The sequence below is a fragment of the Gemmobacter aquarius genome, assembly GCF_003060865.1.
Lineage (GTDB): Bacteria > Pseudomonadota > Alphaproteobacteria > Rhodobacterales > Rhodobacteraceae > Paragemmobacter > Paragemmobacter aquarius.
In genome coordinates this window covers 3,472,771-3,487,901 of sequence record NZ_CP028918.1, presented here as the reverse complement: position 1 = coordinate 3,487,901, position 15,131 = coordinate 3,472,771, and the positions used below count along the sequence as shown (strand labels likewise).

Below are 15,131 nucleotides of genomic sequence, written 5' to 3'. Positions count from 1 at the left end.
AATCTAAAATGGAACCAGACATAAGTAAACAAAACACACTTTTGAGACAGATTTTCACCAGAAAGTTGCAGAGGCGACCCTGTCAGACCCATCCGCCGCGCGACATCAATCCGAGTGCTTCCATCCCGCGCCACCCTGTCAAGCGGCGCGAAGCAGCGCACCAAAGATCGGGGTCGGCTGCAACCGCATCGTAGTAGCTGTCGTAAAGTGCCGAATTGGAGAAATGCTCGCCCCGCATCTTCTCCTCGCCGGCACGGGCAACCGCGACGTTCAGGAACTTGCTGTGCAGCAGCAGCCCAGAGGGTGCTTCGCCCCCGTCCGTTTCGTAAATGTGGTTCAGCCGCGGCGGCAGCAGCGAATGTGTGGAGTTTACATAGGCAAACCGCCGGTTCCATCTGACGAGCGGCACCTTGTTCAAGGTCGGTGCGCGTCGCGGATCATCGGAAAAGAAAGCCCGTGCCCGTGGCCCACCCTGAAGCCACAGGTTGCCCATCGGCTGTTGCACCTGCACGCTGTAATTTCCCGGATCGAACCATTCCAGCACGGTAAAAGGGTCGTCACCCGCCAGATAGCTTTGGGCCCCGACCGGCCCTTTGGGGTAGATGTCGAGCATCATTGCGCCTAACATTGCGCGGCCTTGCCCGTCGAGCCAGGCTGTCAAAGCGCGCAAATCCCGGGTGTCCCAATAGGGGTAAACCAGAGTCTCGTCTGCATCCAGCGTCAGGCACCAGTGGCCGTGACCATAGCGCGCCAGAAGCCAGTTTACCCAATCGACGCCGAAGCGCGATGCTTTGTATCCCGCTCCGGTCCGCCACAGGGATACGTCAGGTTGGGCCGCTAGAACCGCGTCAGTTCCGTCATCGCTGTCGTTGTCGACGATAAGGAAATGCGCCACGCCGAGACGGCGGTGGTGTTCAAGAAACCATGGCAGACGGACCGACTCGTTCCGCACCACGGCGAAGCACAAGACATCTTCGGCTTCGATACTGTTAGTCCGGTCGAGCACACCGACCAGTTCGTGCCGTTTGTGTATCGCCCGCGCCAGAAGCCTGCGCCGTTTCCAGCGCAGGCGATAGGCTGCCAGCCAATCGGCCACCGCTTACTGCGCCGCTTTCTGCAAAGCGATCATATCGTGCAGATAGGCCGAGAACTCGTCGCGCAGATCGGGACGCGACAGGCCGAAGGCGACGGTCGCTTGCAGGAAGCCAGCCTTCGATCCGCAGTCGTAACGCTGCCCGCGGAACCGGTAGCCGTATACGTTGCCATCGGCCACTTCATCGGCAATGGCGTCGGTGAGCTGGATTTCCCCGCCCGCGCCCTGTTTCATTCGGTTCAGGTTGGTCATCACCTTGGGCGACAGAATGTAGCGACCGATCACAGCCAGGTTCGACGGCGCCGTCCCGGCCTTGGGCTTTTCGACCATGCCCTTGGCCTTGACGATAGCACCCATGTCTTCGCCCACATCCAGCACGCCATAGGAAGAGGTCCGCTCGGGCGCGACCTCCATCGCGGCGACCATGTTGCCGCCGGTCTCAGCATAGGCTTCTACCATCTGTTGCAGGCAGGGCTTTTCGGCGGCGATGACATCGTCGGGAAGCAGGACGGCAAAGGGTTCGTTCCCGATGAGTCGCCGCGCACACCAGACGGCATGGCCAAGGCCCATCGGACGATTCTGGCGGATATAGGCGATCGCGCCCGAATCCATGTTCGTTTCTTTCAGGATCTCGAGCAGATCTTCTTTACCGGCTTTCTTTAACGCACTTTCCAGTTCCGGGGCGTTGTCGAAATAATCCTCGAGTGCCGATTTCCCGCGCGAGGTCACGAAGATGAACTCCTTGATACCTGCTGCACGTGCCTCGTCGATGGCGTACTGGATCAACGGACGGTCGACCAAGGTCATGATTTCTTTGGGAATAGATTTTGTCGCAGGCAGGAAACGCGTTCCCAGCCCCGCAACCGGAAATATGGCCTTCGAGACCTTTTTGGCTTTCATAATTCGTCACCTATGGTTCAGTCCCTGTGCGGGACCCGGCAGACAGCCGCACTTGTCGCTGCAACACGGCGCAGACTATCAGTCTTTGCGTGGTTGTAAAACGCCGTTGCGGTAGCCCTTCCACCGTGATCGTGCAAGTCAATCCCGCGAAAAGCGGGAAGATGCGCGCAATGTCAGCGCTGGTCCGCCATCATCGCCTCGATAACCGGCACATCGCTTGGATTGTTCAGTTCCCAGAACTGCCGCCCCTGCGCTTGGACCTCGACACATAGCACAGACTGCCCGTTTTCCAGAAAGCGCAACTGTTCCAGACCTTCGAACTGTTCCAAGGGCCCGACGGGCCAGGCCGGATATTCGAGCAGGGCTGCTGGCCGGTAGGCATAGACCCCGACATGGTGGAAAACGGGCGTAGGCTCGTTGTCGGCATAGGTCTTGCCGGTGAAGGGGATCACCTCTTTCGAGAAATACAGTCCCCGTCCCGCCGCGCCGAAAACCGCCGTCGTTCCACCGACACGTCCTGCGCGGCGGTCGGCCAGCAAAGCCGCCAGCATCCGGCCCTCGCAGCGCAGCACGGGTGTGGCGATCATTGCATCCGGGTCGGCCCGCAGCCCAGCCACCAGATCTTCGACGAACCACGCAGGCGTCAGGGGCGCATCGCCTTGCAGGTTCACGACGATCTCGTAGCCTAATAGTTTCGCAGCGACCTCGGCGCAGCGTTCAGTGCCGTTCTGGCATTTGTCCGAGGTCATCACGACCTCGGCGCCAAAGGATACGGCGTGATCGCGGATGCGGTCGTCGTCGGTCGCCACAACCACGTGGTCCACCCCGCGTACGGCCATGGCGGCTTCCCAACTGCGCCGGATCAGGGTTTTCTCGCCGTCCGGGCCGCGCAGGGTGACCAGCGGTTTACCGGGATAGCGCGTGCTGGCATAGCGCGCGGGAATGGCGATCAAGACGCTCATTTCAGGTCGACTCCGGGGGCGAGAGCTATGAAGAACGGGTTGCCCCAGCCTACCTTGCCGTACAGCAGGTCGCTATGGTCGTCCATGCGAACCACCTTGCCCCCTGCGCCACGCAGCACCGCATCGCCAGCGGCGGTATCCCATTCCATCGTGCGGCCGAGACGGGGATAGATGTCCGCCTCGCCGGTTGCGACCAGACAAAACTTCAGGCTGGACCCTGCGCTCCGGCTGTCCTTGACGGCATAGCGGGCGATGTAATCTTCGGTCGCGGCATCCCGGTGCGACTTGGACGCCACGACCATCAAAGCCGCATTGTCAGGCTTTGCCACGCAGATTTCCCGCGCAACGCCGCCCACTTCCTCGACTGAAACCCCGTCTGCCCGCGTGTAGAACAGGCGGCCTTGCGCGGGTGCATAGACCACGCCGCGCAGCGGAATGCCGTGCTCTACATAAGCGATGTTCACAGTGAAATCGCCACGGCGCTGCACGAATTCCTTGGTCCCGTCCAAGGGGTCGACGATGAGAAACGTTGTGGCCCGAAGCGCGTGGCTGTCGGCTTGTTCTTCGGTGATCAGGACGGTGTCGGGAAATGCTGACCGCAATCCTGCCGAAATCAGGGCATCCGCGGCCTCGTCAGCCTCGGTCACCGGCGAGTGGTCGCTCTTGGTTTTCACCGCGAAGTCGGGCGCGTCATAGACTTTCATGATCCGCGTCCCTGCTTCAAGGGCAAGCTGTCGTATCACCGGAATCAAGCGGTCAAAGTCCATACCATACCCCGTACGGACAACTGGCGCCCGCGTTGATTGAAAATCCACGTTTTCTGACTTATCATGCGCCCTGCGATCAAGGGCAAGCCGCCCGCGCGGGTGTAAGGGGTCTGCGACTTGAAATTCTCGGCCGATGTGAAAAAAACCCCAGCCCGCACCGCGTGGCGTATGCTCGAGCTTGTCTTCCACGGTGCAGTCCACAACGTCCGCAAAAGCCATACCAGTGCCGTGGTTGGCCTTCTTCTCAATCTCGTGCAGTCGGTCATCATGCTGGCGGGTTTTTACCTGATGTTCGCCTTTACCGGAACGCGGCATGTCGCGATCCGTGGTGACTACATCCTGTATCTGATGTCCGGAATCTTCATGTACATGACGCATGTCAAGGCGATGGGCACGGTCATGAAAGCCGATGGCGCTACATCCGCGATGATGAAACACGGGCCGATGAACACGCTGATCGCCGTCGGTGCGGCAGCGCTCGGCGCGTTGTATCTTCAGGCGCTTTCGGCGGTCATCCTGCTTTTCGGCTATCACGCATTGGTAAAGCCGATCACCATCGACCAGCCTGTTCAGACCGTCGGCGTCTTGCTGCTTTCATGGGCGACCGGAGTTGCAATCGGGATGATCTTTCGCGCAGCGACACCGTGGCAACCCCGCTTTTTCTCGACCATTTCGACAGTTTACAGCCGTATCAACATGATAGCATCCGGCAAGATGTTCGTGGCGAATGCGATGCCGACCGTGCTTTTGTCTTGGTTCGACTGGAACCCGCTGTTTCACATCATCGACCAAGGCCGCGGTTACATCTTTCTGAACTACGATCCGCGCTATTCGAACATCGAATATCCGATGTATTTCCTGTTGGCCTGTCTTACCATCGGTCTGATGGGAGAGTTCTATACGATGAAGCGGGTGTCACTGTCATGGACGATGGGCAAGTGACCGTTTCCTGAGCAGGGTCAGAAAATCAACGGCGACTGCCGCTTGCAGCGACCTTTCCCCCAACTTATATAGCCATCGAAGCCGGAAAGGGCGGGCCGCTCTTGCCGGATAGACTTGGGATCGGGGCCGGACGCCTTCCTGTAGGGTCCAGCCCCACAACATCGCCGAAAGAAGGGTAGAACACATGGCCAAAGTCATCGGTATTGACCTCGGGACCACCAACAGCTGCATCGCCATCATGGACGGCTCGCAGCCCCGCATCATCGAAAACTCGGAAGGGGCGCGCACGACCCCGTCGATCGTAGCCTTCACCGAAGGCGAACGTCTGGTCGGCCAGCCCGCCAAGCGGCAGGCAGTGACCAACGCATCCAACACCATCTTTGCGGTCAAGCGCCTGATCGGGCGTCGTTTCGACGATCCGGTCATCCTCAAAGACCAGAAGAACATGCCGTATAAGATCGTCAACGGTGGCAATGGCGACGCTTGGGTCGAAGTGCGCGGCGAAAAGTATTCGCCTTCGCAGGTCTCCGCTTTCATCCTGCAAAAGATGAAAGAAACCGCCGAGTCCTATCTGGGCGAGTCGGTTACCCAGGCCGTCATCACTGTCCCGGCCTATTTCAACGACGCCCAGCGTCAGGCGACCAAGGACGCGGGCAAGATTGCCGGTCTGGAAGTGCTGCGGATCATCAACGAGCCGACGGCAGCGGCGCTCGCCTATGGCCTCGACAAGAAAGAAGCACGCACCATCGCGGTCTATGACCTTGGCGGCGGCACCTTCGACATCACCATCCTCGAAATCGACGATGGTCTGTTCGAAGTGAAATCGACAAACGGCGACACTTTCCTTGGTGGCGAAGACTTCGATATGCGGATCGTCAGCTACCTTGCCGACGAATTCAAGAAAGAGCACGGAGTTGATCTGACGCTTGACAAGATGGCGCTCCAGCGCCTGAAAGAAGCGGCTGAAAAGGCCAAAATCGAGCTGTCCTCGGCTTCGCAGACCGAAATCAACCAGCCGTTCATCTCGATGGACAAGAACACCGGACAGCCGCTCCACCTCGTGGTGAAACTGACCCGTGCCAAGCTGGAATCCCTCGTCGACGACCTGATCAAAAAGTCGATGAAGCCCTGCCAGGCCGCGCTGAAAGACGCGGGCCTGACCATGGCCGACATCGACGAAGTCGTGCTCGTAGGCGGTATGACCCGCATGCCACGCGTGATCGAGGAAGTGACAAAGTTCTTCGGCAAGGAACCCCACAAGGGTGTGAACCCTGATGAAGTCGTGGCAGCCGGTGCCGCCATTCAGGCGGGCGTACTGCAAGGTGACGTCAAGGATGTGGTCCTGCTCGATGTGACCCCGCTTTCGCTGGGCATTGAAACGCTGGGCGGCGTGTTCACCCGCCTGATCGATCGTAATACCACGATCCCGACGAAAAAGAGCCAGGTTTTCTCGACCGCCGAAGACAACCAGAACGCCGTGACCATCCGCGTCTTCCAGGGCGAGCGTGAAATGGCGGCTGACAACAAGATGCTCGGCCAGTTCAACCTCGAACAAATTCCGCCCGCTCCGCGCGGAATGCCCCAGATCGAAGTCACCTTCGACATCGACGCCAACGGTATCGTGTCGGTCAAGGCCAAGGACAAGGGCACGAACAAGGAACAGGCGATCACCATTCAGGCCTCGGGTGGCCTGTCCGACGAGGATATCGAAAAGATGGTGCGCGACGCCGAGGCCAATGCCGAAGCCGACCGCGAACGCCGCGAATTGGTCGAAGCCAAGAACCAAGGCGAAAGCCTTGTGCACTCGACCAAGAAGTCCTTGGCCGAACACGGCGACAAGGTTGATCCTTCGACCGTCGAAGTCATCGAGCTTGCCATGGGCGCGCTGGAAGAGACCCTCAAGACCGAGGATGCTGGCAAGATCAAAGGCGGCATCCAGAACCTGACCGAGGCTGCGATGCGGTTGGGTGAAGCTATTTACAAGGCCAGCCAGACCGAAAGCGAAGGTAAAGACCCCGACGCGCCGCGTGATGTCGATGACGACATCGTCGACGCCGATTTCGAAGACCTTGGCGAAAACAAGCGCAAGTAACCGCGCGTGAAACGGGAAAGGGGGCGGTTCGGCAACGAACCGCCCCCACCCGGTTCTGTATGGGGGTTTTGCAGTGGCAAAACGTGATTACTACGACATCCTCGGCGCAGCGCGCGGAGCCTCGGCGGAAGAGCTGAAGAAGGCCTATCGCACCAAGGCGAAAGAGTTGCACCCCGACCGCAATTCCGACAACCCGAACGCCGAGGCGCAGTTCAAGGAAGTCAACGAAGCCTACGAGGTGCTCAAGGACGCCGACAAGAAGGCGGCCTATGACCGCTACGGCCATGCGGCGTTCGAGGGGGGCATGGGCGGCAGCGGTCGCGGCTATCCGGGCGGCGCGAACAACGGCGATTTCGCCAGTGCATTCTCGGACGTGTTCGAAGATCTGTTCGGCGATTTCATGGGCGGCCGTGGCGGAGGCGGCGGAAGCCGTTCTCGTGCGCAACGCGGGTCAGACCTGCGCTACAACCTGCGCGTCAGCCTTGAAGAGGCGTTCAAGGGCGTTCAGAAAACCATCAACGTCCCGACATCCATTACCTGCGACACCTGTCGCGGCACGGGGGCCGAGGGTGGCGCCGAGCCCGTCACTTGCCCGACCTGTTCGGGTATGGGCAAGGTCCGCGCGCAGCAGGGCTTCTTCACGGTGGAACGCACCTGCCCTACATGCTCGGGCATGGGCCAGATCATCAAGAACCCCTGCCGCTCTTGCGGCGGTGCGGGTCGGATCGAAAAAGAACGCAGCCTGTCGGTAAACATCCCCGCCGGCGTCGAAACCGGAACGCGCATCCGTCTGGCTGGCGAAGGCGAGGCCGGTCTGCGGGGCGGGCCTGCGGGCGACCTGTATATCTTCATCGAGGTCAAGGAGCACGCCATCTTCCAGCGTGACGGAGTTCACCTGTTCTGTCGCATTCCGGTCAGCATCACTACAGCCGCCTTGGGTGGCGAGGTCGAGGTGCCGACGATCGATGGCGGCAAGTCGCGCGTCAAGGTTCCGGCGGGCAGTCAGACGGGTAAGCAGATGCGGCTCCGTTCTAAAGGAATGCCTGCGTTGCGCGGCGGGGGAACAGGCGACATGGTGCTTGAGCTTGCCGTTGAAACACCCGTGAACCTGACGGCACGTCAGCGCGAGTTGCTGACGGAATTCGAGAAGCTGTCGGAAGAGAACAACCCCGAGGGATCTTCGTTCTTTTCCAAGGTCAAAGGCTTCTGGGACGGCATGAAAAGCTGAGCTTGTCTTGGCCCGTCAACCGGCGGGCCAAGCTTTGAGCTTTGGTTCAAGACTTAGATCATCCATGCGCGAATCTATAGCCCCGACAGGTTCAGCCTGCTACATATAGGTGCATGGACAGCGCAGCGCCCCAAATCTTAGAACGACCGGTGATCCGGCAGCTTGATGAAGCGGCCATAAACCGGATTGCGGCTGGCGAAGTGGTCGAGCGTCCGGCTTCTGCGGTCAAGGAATTGGTCGAGAACGCGATCGATGCCGGGGCAAGCCGTATCGCGGTCGATTACGCGGATGGGGGCAAGGCCCTGATCCGCGTGACCGACGATGGTTGTGGCATGTCGGGCGAAGATCTGCCGCTGGCCTTGTCGCGTCACGCCACGTCAAAGATCGACGGAAGCGACCTGTTGAACATCCATTCCTTCGGCTTCCGCGGAGAGGCCCTGCCTTCGCTCGGATCGGTCGGGCGTCTGACGATCACATCGCGCGTGGCCGGAGGCGAGGCCGCTACGATCACCGTTGCAGGTGGCCGTATGGGGCCGGTGCGGCCTGCGGCATTGTCGAAGGGAACCGTGGTCGAATTGCGCGACCTGTTCTATGCGACCCCCGCCCGCCTGAAATTCCTTCGGTCGGATCGGGCCGAGGCGACCGCGATCCTTGAGGTGGTGCGGCGGTTGGCGCTGGCTGAACCCACCGTCGGTTTTACGCTGCGCGACATGACCGGAGGCGGCGAGGGGCGGGTCATGTTCCGCGCCGACCCGGGGAACGGAGATTTCTTCGAGGCACTGCGCGCGCGTGTCGGGGGTGTACTCGGGGCGGAGTTCATCGACAATGCTTTGCGGGTAGAGGTGGAGCGCGAGGGCTTGGCTCTTTCGGGCTATGCCGCCTTGCCAACCTATTCGCGCGGGTCTTCGGTGCAACAGTTCGTTTTCGTGAACGGGCGGCCGGTGCTGGACCGGATGCTGCTGGGTGCGCTGCGGGTGGCGTATTTCGATTTCCTGAGTCGTGACAGGCATCCTGCGGCGGTGTTGAATGTGGTGTGCGATCCGGAACGGGTGGATGTGAACGTGCATCCGGCCAAGGCCGAGGTGCGGTTCCGCGAGCCCGACGCGGTGCGGTCCTTGCTGATTTCCGGGCTGCGAACGGTGCTTACAGGCGCCGGGCATCGAGCGAGCTCTACAGTGGCGGATGCTACTCTGGCGGCGTTTTCGGTGCCGCAGGGCGAGGCGCGGGTTTACCAGATGGACCGACCTTCCGGTGCAGCGCTCTCGCGGAGTTCTGCATTTCAGGCGCCCGTCATGCAAGGCTTTGCCGAGGCACCTTCGGCGCGGGTCGAGGCCGCGGTGGAAGCGGCGCCCGACCTGATGGCGCGGCCTTTGGGGGCAGCGCGGGCGCAGCTGCACGAAAACTACATCATCGCGCAGACCGAGCGGGGTATGGTAATCGTAGACCAGCATGCCGCGCACGAGCGGTTGGTCTATGAGCGGCTGAAGCGGCAGATGGCCGAGGCGGGTGTTACGGCGCAGGCGCTGCTGATACCCGAGATCGTGGAATTGTCGGCGGGAGATGCGGCGCGTCTGTTGGAGTTCGCGGGCGAGTTGCGGCGCTTTGGCCTGATGATCGAGGCATTTGGAGGGTCGGCTGTTGCAGTGCGCGAAGTGCCCTCGATTTTGGGTATTGTCTCGGCTGCGGCGCTGGTGCGCGATGTGCTGGACGAGTTGGCGGACCTTGGTGATAGCCAATTGGTGCAGGCCAAGATAGAGGCGGTGCTCAGCCGGATGGCCTGTCATGGGTCGGTGCGGTCTGGGCGGCAGATGCGGGCCGAAGAGATGAATGCCCTGCTGCGCGAGATGGAGGCGACGCCGCATTCCGGCCAGTGCAACCACGGGCGGCCCACCTATGTGGAACTGCAACTGTCTGATATCGAACGGCTGTTCGGACGCAGATGATCACGGTTGCGGGCATCGACTACGCGTGGAGCGACCCGCTGGTGCTGGTGCCTGCCGGAATCCTTCTGGTACTCTTGGTGATGCTGGTGCTTATCTTGCGCGCTGCGGGCCGGTCGGCGACCATGGCCGGGCCTGTGCTGCGCGAGGTGACGTGGTTGGCGGATCGCGTGCAAAGCCTGTCTGACGGGCAAGAACGTTTGGCGGGTGGTCTGCACCATGTGTCCGAAGCGCAGGCGGTCAGCCAATCCGCGATGCTGCGCGTGATGGAGCAGCGGTTGGCCGAAGTGCAGCGCAACATGGTGGAAAACCTGCAAGGGAGCAGCACACGCACGGCAAGGTCGTTGGGCGAATTGCAGCAGCGGCTAGAGACCATCGACAAGGCACAGGCGAATATCGAAAAGCTGTCGGGTAATGTTCTGTCTTTGCAGGACATCCTATCCAACAAGCAGACGCGTGGCGCGTTCGGTGAAATACAGTTGAATGACATCGTCCTGAAGGCTTTGCCGTCGGATGCCTATACAATGCAGGCAACACTGTCGAACGGGAGACGTGCCGATTGTCTGGTCCACTTGCCAAAGCCTCCGGGGCCGATTGCCATCGACGCAAAATTTCCTTTGGAAGCCTATGAGATGCTGCGTCGGGCGCAAACCGCGCAGGCAAAGGCCGAGGCCGAGCGGGCGTTTCGCGGGGCTGTGCGCGTTCATATAAAGGCGATCGCCGAGCGGTATATCATCGAGGGAGAGACGGCGGACGGGGCGTTGATGTTCCTGCCCTCGGAAGCTGTCTATGCCGAGCTGCACGCGAATTTTCCAGATGTGGTGCGCGAAGGCTTTGCCGTAAAGGTCTGGATCGTGTCGCCCACCACCTGCATGGCCACGCTGAACACGATGCGGGCGGTGCTGAAAGACGCCCGGATGCGCGAACAGGCAGGAGCGATCCGCAAGGAACTGGCAGCGCTTTACGGCGATGTGGAGCGGCTGGGGACGCGGGTCGAGAACCTCGACCGTCATTTCGGGCAAGCGGCGAAGGATATCGAGGAGATCAAGATTTCCACCGAAAAGGCGACCAAACGGGCGCGTCGGCTGGACAATTTCGATTTCGAGGAATTGGGCGGCGACTCTGTGCCGTTGATCCCCCCGAGGGCCGCAGAATGAGGATTTTGGGCTGCTCGGATTATCGGGAAATGCCTTGGGCCAACGGTAAGGGTGTGACAGTCGAACTGGCAAAGGCAATGCGTCACGGTCGATTGCTGTGGCGTCTGTCGATGGCAGTCGTGGCCGAGGATGGACCGTTTTCGATCTTTCCGGACATCGAGCGCAATCTGACCGTTCTGGATGGTGCGGGCTTCCGGCTGCTTGGTGAGGCGATCGATTTAGACTGCCAGCCGCTTCGGCCAGTCGCGTTTGCCGGCGACATTCCGGTCTCGGCGGTGATTTATGGGGGTGTTTCGACCGACTTCAACGTAATGACAGACCGCGCGTTGCCCTTGCCGGAAGTGGCCGTGTCCAGCGGGCAACTGGCGGCCGGTGGGCTTTTGGCAATGTTTGCTCTGGATAAGGCGGTAGTAAACGACGCTGCGGTCGAACCATATGGCTTGGCACTGGTGGAAGGTGCAGCACAGGTTATTGGTCGCGTGCTTGCGGTCCGGTTGTTCGTTTGATCCGATACATTCCGGTCTCGGGCTAAGTCAAATCCGCAGGAAAGGTTGCGCAAGCCGCGGAATCAGAGCGTTGAAGCGCAATGGCGCGTCGGTGGCGGCAAGGCAAATGCAGGCGGGGCCGGTTTCGGCTACTGGTGTATGTTCGACAGCCTCATCGGCAATCTCGATGTCGCCGGGACCGAAACGGTCACTGTCATCACGGAATGCGCCCTGCAACACCAGCGTAAGTTCGAGGCCGCGGTGGCCATGGTCGGGCACGGCTTGACCGGCCGGGATATAGAGCAGACGCGCCGAAGCGTCACGACCGGTCCGAAGCATCGCCTGCTTTACGCCCATACCAAGGGGACGCCACTTCACCGCATCCGGCCCGCCGCCAATGTAATCGGCCAAGGGTGCAGGGAAGCAGCCCGCCCGCTTCAGCGGCTGTCGCGTGGTGGCTTGCGGCAGCATATCGATGCGGTCGAGGCAGGCAGCAAGGCTGTCTTCGGACATTTCGACCGAGTCGGTGTCGGTCAGAACCGCGCCACCGACCGCATCGAACGCGCCAAGCCGCGAGCGGCATTCGTCGCACAGCGAGACATGGGTTGCGACCACGAGATTGAAAGCCTCGGGCAGGTCACCGCCCGAATAGGCCATCAGAAGCTGGTCAGAAAGATGGTGCCGTATGCTCATTGCCGTCTCTGCCTTCAACTCATCTGCTGGCGTAGCTTTTCCAACGCCAATCTGATGCGCGATTTGATCGTTCCAAGGGGGAGGCCCGTTTCGGTGGCAATTTCGCTGTGCGAAAGGTCACCGTAATAGGCCCGCTCGATCAAAGCGCGCTGTTTTGCCGGAAGTTGGGCCAAAGCGGCACCCAACCTGTCGGTGTCTTGTTGCGCCTCGTAGACTTCGGCCTGATCAGGTTCAGGTTCGGGTCCCCAAGGCAGGTCTTCCGGTTCAGGCCTGCGCGCTTTGCGCAGGGCGTCGATTCTTCTGTTGCGGGCGATGGTAAAGACCCATGTCGCCACCGAAGCCCGCGCCGGATCGAAGAGATGGGCCTTTTGCCATAGCGTCGCCATGACATCCTGCGCGCACTCCTCGGCCAAGGCCGCATCGGCGCCCGACTTCATCAGGAAGGCCTTTACCCGTGGGGCAAACTGCCTGAACAGGGCGGCAAAAGCCGCCTTGTCCTGATGGTCGCGCACCCGAAGAACCAGGGCCGCCCAATCCGTATTCCCGTTATCCGCCTGCACGGCAGACCCATCCCTTCGGCAACTAACCGTTTGTTCGGACGCAGCATATTGCTGCGCGAGCAAAGGCGCACCCGATTTTTCGGCCTGACACGCATCGAACATCATGGAGGTTTTACGCCGCATGCTGTTCTTTGGATCACAAAAGGGCGAAATGATGCGGTGCAGGGCCATGTCAAGTATCACATGTCCAAAAAATATTACACTTTGATCCAACATCATCGCGGCTGCGTAAAAGCCTGTAAGACCAATCTGGAGAATCGTTTTTCATGCCGTTTGAAACCCTTGGTGCCGTTCCCCGTCGTGTCGCTGTGATCGGGGGAGGGATTTCCGGCATGGCCGCCGCGCATCTGTTGGCAGATAGCGACAGTGTGGTTTTGTTCGAGGCCGAAGGGCGGTTGGGGGGCCACGCGCGCACCAAGATGGGCGGCAAGAACGGCGACCAACCTGTCGATACCGGTTTCATCGTGTTCAACAAGGTGAATTACCCGAACCTGCTGGGCATGTTCGACAAGTTGGACGTGCCTTATGTTGAAAGCAGTATGAGCTTTGGCGCTTCGGTGCATGGTGGGCGCGTGGAATACGGGCTGGCCTCGCTAGATGCGCTGTTCGCGCAGCGGAAGAATGCGCTAAGCCCCCGGTTTCTGGGGATGATCCGTGACATTATGCGGTTCAACAAGCGGGCGCTGGCGATTGCGACTGCGGGCATGACGATAGGCGAATTGTTGAGGGCGCTGGGGACCGGGGCGTGGTTCCGCGATTATTACATCACGCCGTTTTCGGGGGCGATCTGGTCGACGCCCACGCGGGGGATACTTGATTTCCCGGCGGAAGCCTTGGTGCGGTTCTTTCAGAACCATCACCTCTTGGACTTCGAAGGGCAGCACCAGTGGTATACGGTGAAGGGCGGATCCATAGAATATGTGCGGCGATTGCAGGCTTCGCTTGTGTCGCGCGGCGTTGATATTCGGCTGGGCGCGCCAATTGCGGCCGTAAAGCGCGAGGCGGGGACGGTGCTCGTGCGGGCGCAGGGCGGTGAATGGGAACTGTTTGACGATGTGATCTTTGCGACCCATTCGGACGTGACACTGCGGCTTTTGGCCGATGCGACCCCTGCAGAGGCCAAGGCGCTGGGGGCAGTGCGCTATCAGGCGAACGAGGCAGTGTTGCACCGTGACCCGTCGGTCATGCCCAAAAACAAGAAGTGCTGGTCGAGTTGGGTTTATGTGGAGCCTGCTGCGGGCGCGTCGGGTAAGATCGATCTGACCTATTGGATGAATTCGCTTCAGCCGATCCCGATGGAAGACCCGATTTTCGTGACGCTGAATTCTAACGGCGGGATCAGGGACGAGCTGGTTGATGACGTGGTGAGTTTCGATCATCCCGTCTATGACCTTGCCGCGATCGAGGCGCAGGAGACCATCAGGAAGATGAACGGCACGCTGAACACGTGGTTCGCGGGCGCATGGATGCGGAACGGGTTCCACGAAGATGGTTTCGCCTCGGCGCTGGATGTGGTCGAGGCAATGCGCTCGGGTGCGCGGGAACGGCAGATGGCGGCATGACGGTCGATCTGATCCGGGGCGAGACATTCCATGGTCGCAAGGGGGCGGTGGAGAACAGCTTTCGCTACTCGGTCGATTATGTGCTGCTCGATGCGGATCGGGATGTCGGGCGCGGCTTCTTTGCGCGGAACAGGCGCGGACTGTTTTCGGTGCATGATGTCGATCATGGCGGGCCTGTGGGTGCGGGGCGTGGCGCGACGTGGGTGCGCGAGGTTTTGGGCGCGCACGGGGTGCAGGCCGACCGCGTAATGCTGATGGCGCAGCCGAGGGTGCTGGGACATGTGTTCAACCCCGTGTCGTTCTGGCTGTGCTATGCGGGCGAGGCGTTGGCGGCGGTGATTGCCGAAGTGACGAACACCTATGGCGAGCGTCATTCCTATCTGTGCCGCAATTCGGACGGGCTGGCGATAAGCCGCGAGGATACGATTGTGGCGGAGAAGATCTTTTACGTGTCACCCTTTCAGCCGGTCGAGGGGGGGTATCGGTTCCGCTTCGATATCCGCGCAGATCGGGTGGGGGTCTGGATCGATTATTCCAACGGGACGGGCGGGCTGTTCACTAACCTGATCGGGCCGCGGGTGCCGCTGACCAGTGGGGCTATCCTGTGGGCGGCGCTGCGGCGACCGTTCGGGTCGCGGCGGGTGTTGGCGTTGATCCATTGGCAGGCGTTGAAGCTTGCGGTGAAGGGGGTGGCGTTCCGGCGGCGTCCCGTCCCGCCGGAAACCGAGGTCAGCCAGTGACTGCGATGGC

Annotated in this window: 15 protein-coding genes; 9 read left to right on the top strand and 6 right to left on the bottom strand. The window is 60.7% G+C overall.

Annotated elements, in window-relative coordinates; genetic code table 11:
* Positions 1 to 82: 82 nt before the first annotated feature.
* The 4 genes from HYN69_RS16860 to cysQ form a co-directional block, all read right to left on the bottom strand.
* Positions 83 to 1,096 (bottom strand): glycosyltransferase family 2 protein, encoded by a 1,014-nt coding sequence (locus HYN69_RS16860; protein WP_230426448.1) that lies wholly within the window; start codon positions 1,094 to 1,096, stop codon positions 83 to 85.
* Positions 1,097 to 1,099: 3 nt separating this feature from the next.
* Positions 1,100 to 1,993, bottom strand: coding sequence for a UTP--glucose-1-phosphate uridylyltransferase GalU (gene galU, locus HYN69_RS16855; RefSeq protein ID WP_108436766.1), 894 nt, complete (start codon positions 1,991 to 1,993; stop codon positions 1,100 to 1,102).
* 173 nt (positions 1,994 to 2,166) lie between these two features.
* Positions 2,167 to 2,955, bottom strand: a complete 789-nt coding sequence (locus HYN69_RS16850; RefSeq protein WP_108436765.1) for a 3-deoxy-manno-octulosonate cytidylyltransferase — start codon at positions 2,953 to 2,955, stop codon at positions 2,167 to 2,169.
* Positions 2,952 to 3,722, bottom strand: coding sequence for a 3'(2'),5'-bisphosphate nucleotidase CysQ (gene cysQ, locus HYN69_RS16845; RefSeq protein WP_108436764.1), 771 nt, complete (start codon positions 3,720 to 3,722; stop codon positions 2,952 to 2,954). The genes HYN69_RS16850 and cysQ overlap by 4 nt, the downstream gene beginning before the upstream one ends.
* Positions 3,723 to 3,857: 135 nt before the next feature.
* Here cysQ and HYN69_RS16840 point away from each other — a divergent pair, with 135 nt between their 5' ends.
* The 6 genes from HYN69_RS16840 to HYN69_RS16815 all read left to right on the top strand — a co-directional run bounded on the left by HYN69_RS16840 (position 3,858) and on the right by HYN69_RS16815 (position 11,587).
* Entirely contained in the window at positions 3,858 to 4,664 is an 807-nt protein-coding gene (locus tag HYN69_RS16840) for an ABC transporter permease (protein ID WP_230426447.1), read from the top strand.
* 184 nt (positions 4,665 to 4,848) lie between these two features.
* Complete coding sequence (gene dnaK / locus HYN69_RS16835; protein ID WP_108436762.1) at positions 4,849 to 6,756, top strand: molecular chaperone DnaK; 1,908 nt, start codon at positions 4,849 to 4,851, stop codon at positions 6,754 to 6,756.
* Between the two features lie 73 nt (positions 6,757 to 6,829).
* The gene (dnaJ, locus tag HYN69_RS16830; protein ID WP_108436761.1) at positions 6,830 to 7,984 is read left to right on the top strand and encodes a molecular chaperone DnaJ; all 1,155 of its coding nucleotides are present in this window, start codon (positions 6,830 to 6,832) and stop codon (positions 7,982 to 7,984) included.
* A 113-nt stretch (positions 7,985 to 8,097) separates the two neighbouring features.
* Complete coding sequence (gene mutL / locus HYN69_RS16825) at positions 8,098 to 9,927, top strand: DNA mismatch repair endonuclease MutL (RefSeq protein ID WP_108436760.1); 1,830 nt, start codon at positions 8,098 to 8,100, stop codon at positions 9,925 to 9,927.
* Positions 9,924 to 11,081 (top strand): DNA recombination protein RmuC, encoded by a 1,158-nt coding sequence (locus HYN69_RS16820; RefSeq protein ID WP_108436759.1) that lies wholly within the window; start codon positions 9,924 to 9,926, stop codon positions 11,079 to 11,081. The genes mutL and HYN69_RS16820 overlap by 4 nt, the downstream gene beginning before the upstream one ends.
* Positions 11,078 to 11,587: a HutD/Ves family protein gene (locus HYN69_RS16815; protein WP_108436758.1), complete on the top strand. Its 510-nt coding sequence runs from the start codon at positions 11,078 to 11,080 to the stop codon at positions 11,585 to 11,587. Before HYN69_RS16820 ends, HYN69_RS16815 begins: the two co-directional genes overlap by 4 nt.
* Positions 11,588 to 11,614: 27 nt before the next feature.
* Here the strand turns inward: HYN69_RS16815 and HYN69_RS16810 are convergent, their stop codons facing one another.
* Both HYN69_RS16810 and HYN69_RS16805 read right to left on the bottom strand, forming a co-directional pair.
* Positions 11,615 to 12,259, bottom strand: coding sequence for a ChrR family anti-sigma-E factor (locus tag HYN69_RS16810; RefSeq protein ID WP_108436757.1), 645 nt, complete (start codon positions 12,257 to 12,259; stop codon positions 11,615 to 11,617).
* 14 nt (positions 12,260 to 12,273) lie between these two features.
* Positions 12,274 to 12,819, bottom strand: a complete 546-nt coding sequence (locus HYN69_RS16805) for a sigma-70 family RNA polymerase sigma factor (RefSeq protein WP_230426446.1) — start codon at positions 12,817 to 12,819, stop codon at positions 12,274 to 12,276.
* On the opposite strand from HYN69_RS16805, the gene HYN69_RS21530 reads away from it, so the two are divergent.
* The 3 genes from HYN69_RS21530 to HYN69_RS16795 are packed head-to-tail and all read left to right on the top strand — an operon-like array spanning position 12,760 to position 15,121.
* The gene (locus HYN69_RS21530; RefSeq protein ID WP_230426577.1) at positions 12,760 to 13,131 is read left to right on the top strand and encodes a hypothetical protein; all 372 of its coding nucleotides are present in this window, start codon (positions 12,760 to 12,762) and stop codon (positions 13,129 to 13,131) included. The two genes, HYN69_RS16805 and HYN69_RS21530, sit on opposite strands and share 60 nt — an antisense overlap.
* Positions 13,086 to 14,381, top strand: coding sequence for an NAD(P)/FAD-dependent oxidoreductase (locus tag HYN69_RS16800; protein WP_108436756.1), 1,296 nt, complete (start codon positions 13,086 to 13,088; stop codon positions 14,379 to 14,381). The genes HYN69_RS21530 and HYN69_RS16800 overlap by 46 nt, the downstream gene beginning before the upstream one ends.
* Positions 14,378 to 15,121, top strand: coding sequence for a DUF1365 domain-containing protein (locus HYN69_RS16795; protein WP_108436755.1), 744 nt, complete (start codon positions 14,378 to 14,380; stop codon positions 15,119 to 15,121). The genes HYN69_RS16800 and HYN69_RS16795 overlap by 4 nt, the downstream gene beginning before the upstream one ends.
* Positions 15,122 to 15,131 lie beyond the last annotated feature (10 nt).

Excerpts from the sequence above, each read along its gene's own strand:
- galU (WP_108436766.1), bottom strand. The coding sequence starts at position 1,993 with ATGAAAGCCAAAAAGGTCTCGAAGGCCATATTTCCGGTTGCGGGGCTG.
- HYN69_RS16850 (WP_108436765.1), bottom strand. The coding sequence starts at position 2,955 with ATGAGCGTCTTGATCGCCATTCCCGCGCGCTATGCCAGCACGCGCTAT.
- cysQ (WP_108436764.1), bottom strand. The coding sequence starts at position 3,722 with ATGGACTTTGACCGCTTGATTCCGGTGATACGACAGCTTGCCCTTGAA.
- dnaK (WP_108436762.1), top strand. The coding sequence starts at position 4,849 with ATGGCCAAAGTCATCGGTATTGACCTCGGGACCACCAACAGCTGCATC.
- mutL (WP_108436760.1), top strand. The coding sequence starts at position 8,098 with ATGGACAGCGCAGCGCCCCAAATCTTAGAACGACCGGTGATCCGGCAG.
- HYN69_RS16820 (WP_108436759.1), top strand. The coding sequence starts at position 9,924 with ATGATCACGGTTGCGGGCATCGACTACGCGTGGAGCGACCCGCTGGTG.
- HYN69_RS16815 (WP_108436758.1), top strand. The coding sequence starts at position 11,078 with ATGAGGATTTTGGGCTGCTCGGATTATCGGGAAATGCCTTGGGCCAAC.
- HYN69_RS16810 (WP_108436757.1), bottom strand. The coding sequence starts at position 12,259 with ATGAGCATACGGCACCATCTTTCTGACCAGCTTCTGATGGCCTATTCG.
- HYN69_RS21530 (WP_230426577.1), top strand. The coding sequence starts at position 12,760 with ATGGTCGCGCACCCGAAGAACCAGGGCCGCCCAATCCGTATTCCCGTT.
- HYN69_RS16800 (WP_108436756.1), top strand. The coding sequence starts at position 13,086 with ATGCCGTTTGAAACCCTTGGTGCCGTTCCCCGTCGTGTCGCTGTGATC.
- HYN69_RS16795 (WP_108436755.1), top strand. The coding sequence starts at position 14,378 with ATGACGGTCGATCTGATCCGGGGCGAGACATTCCATGGTCGCAAGGGG.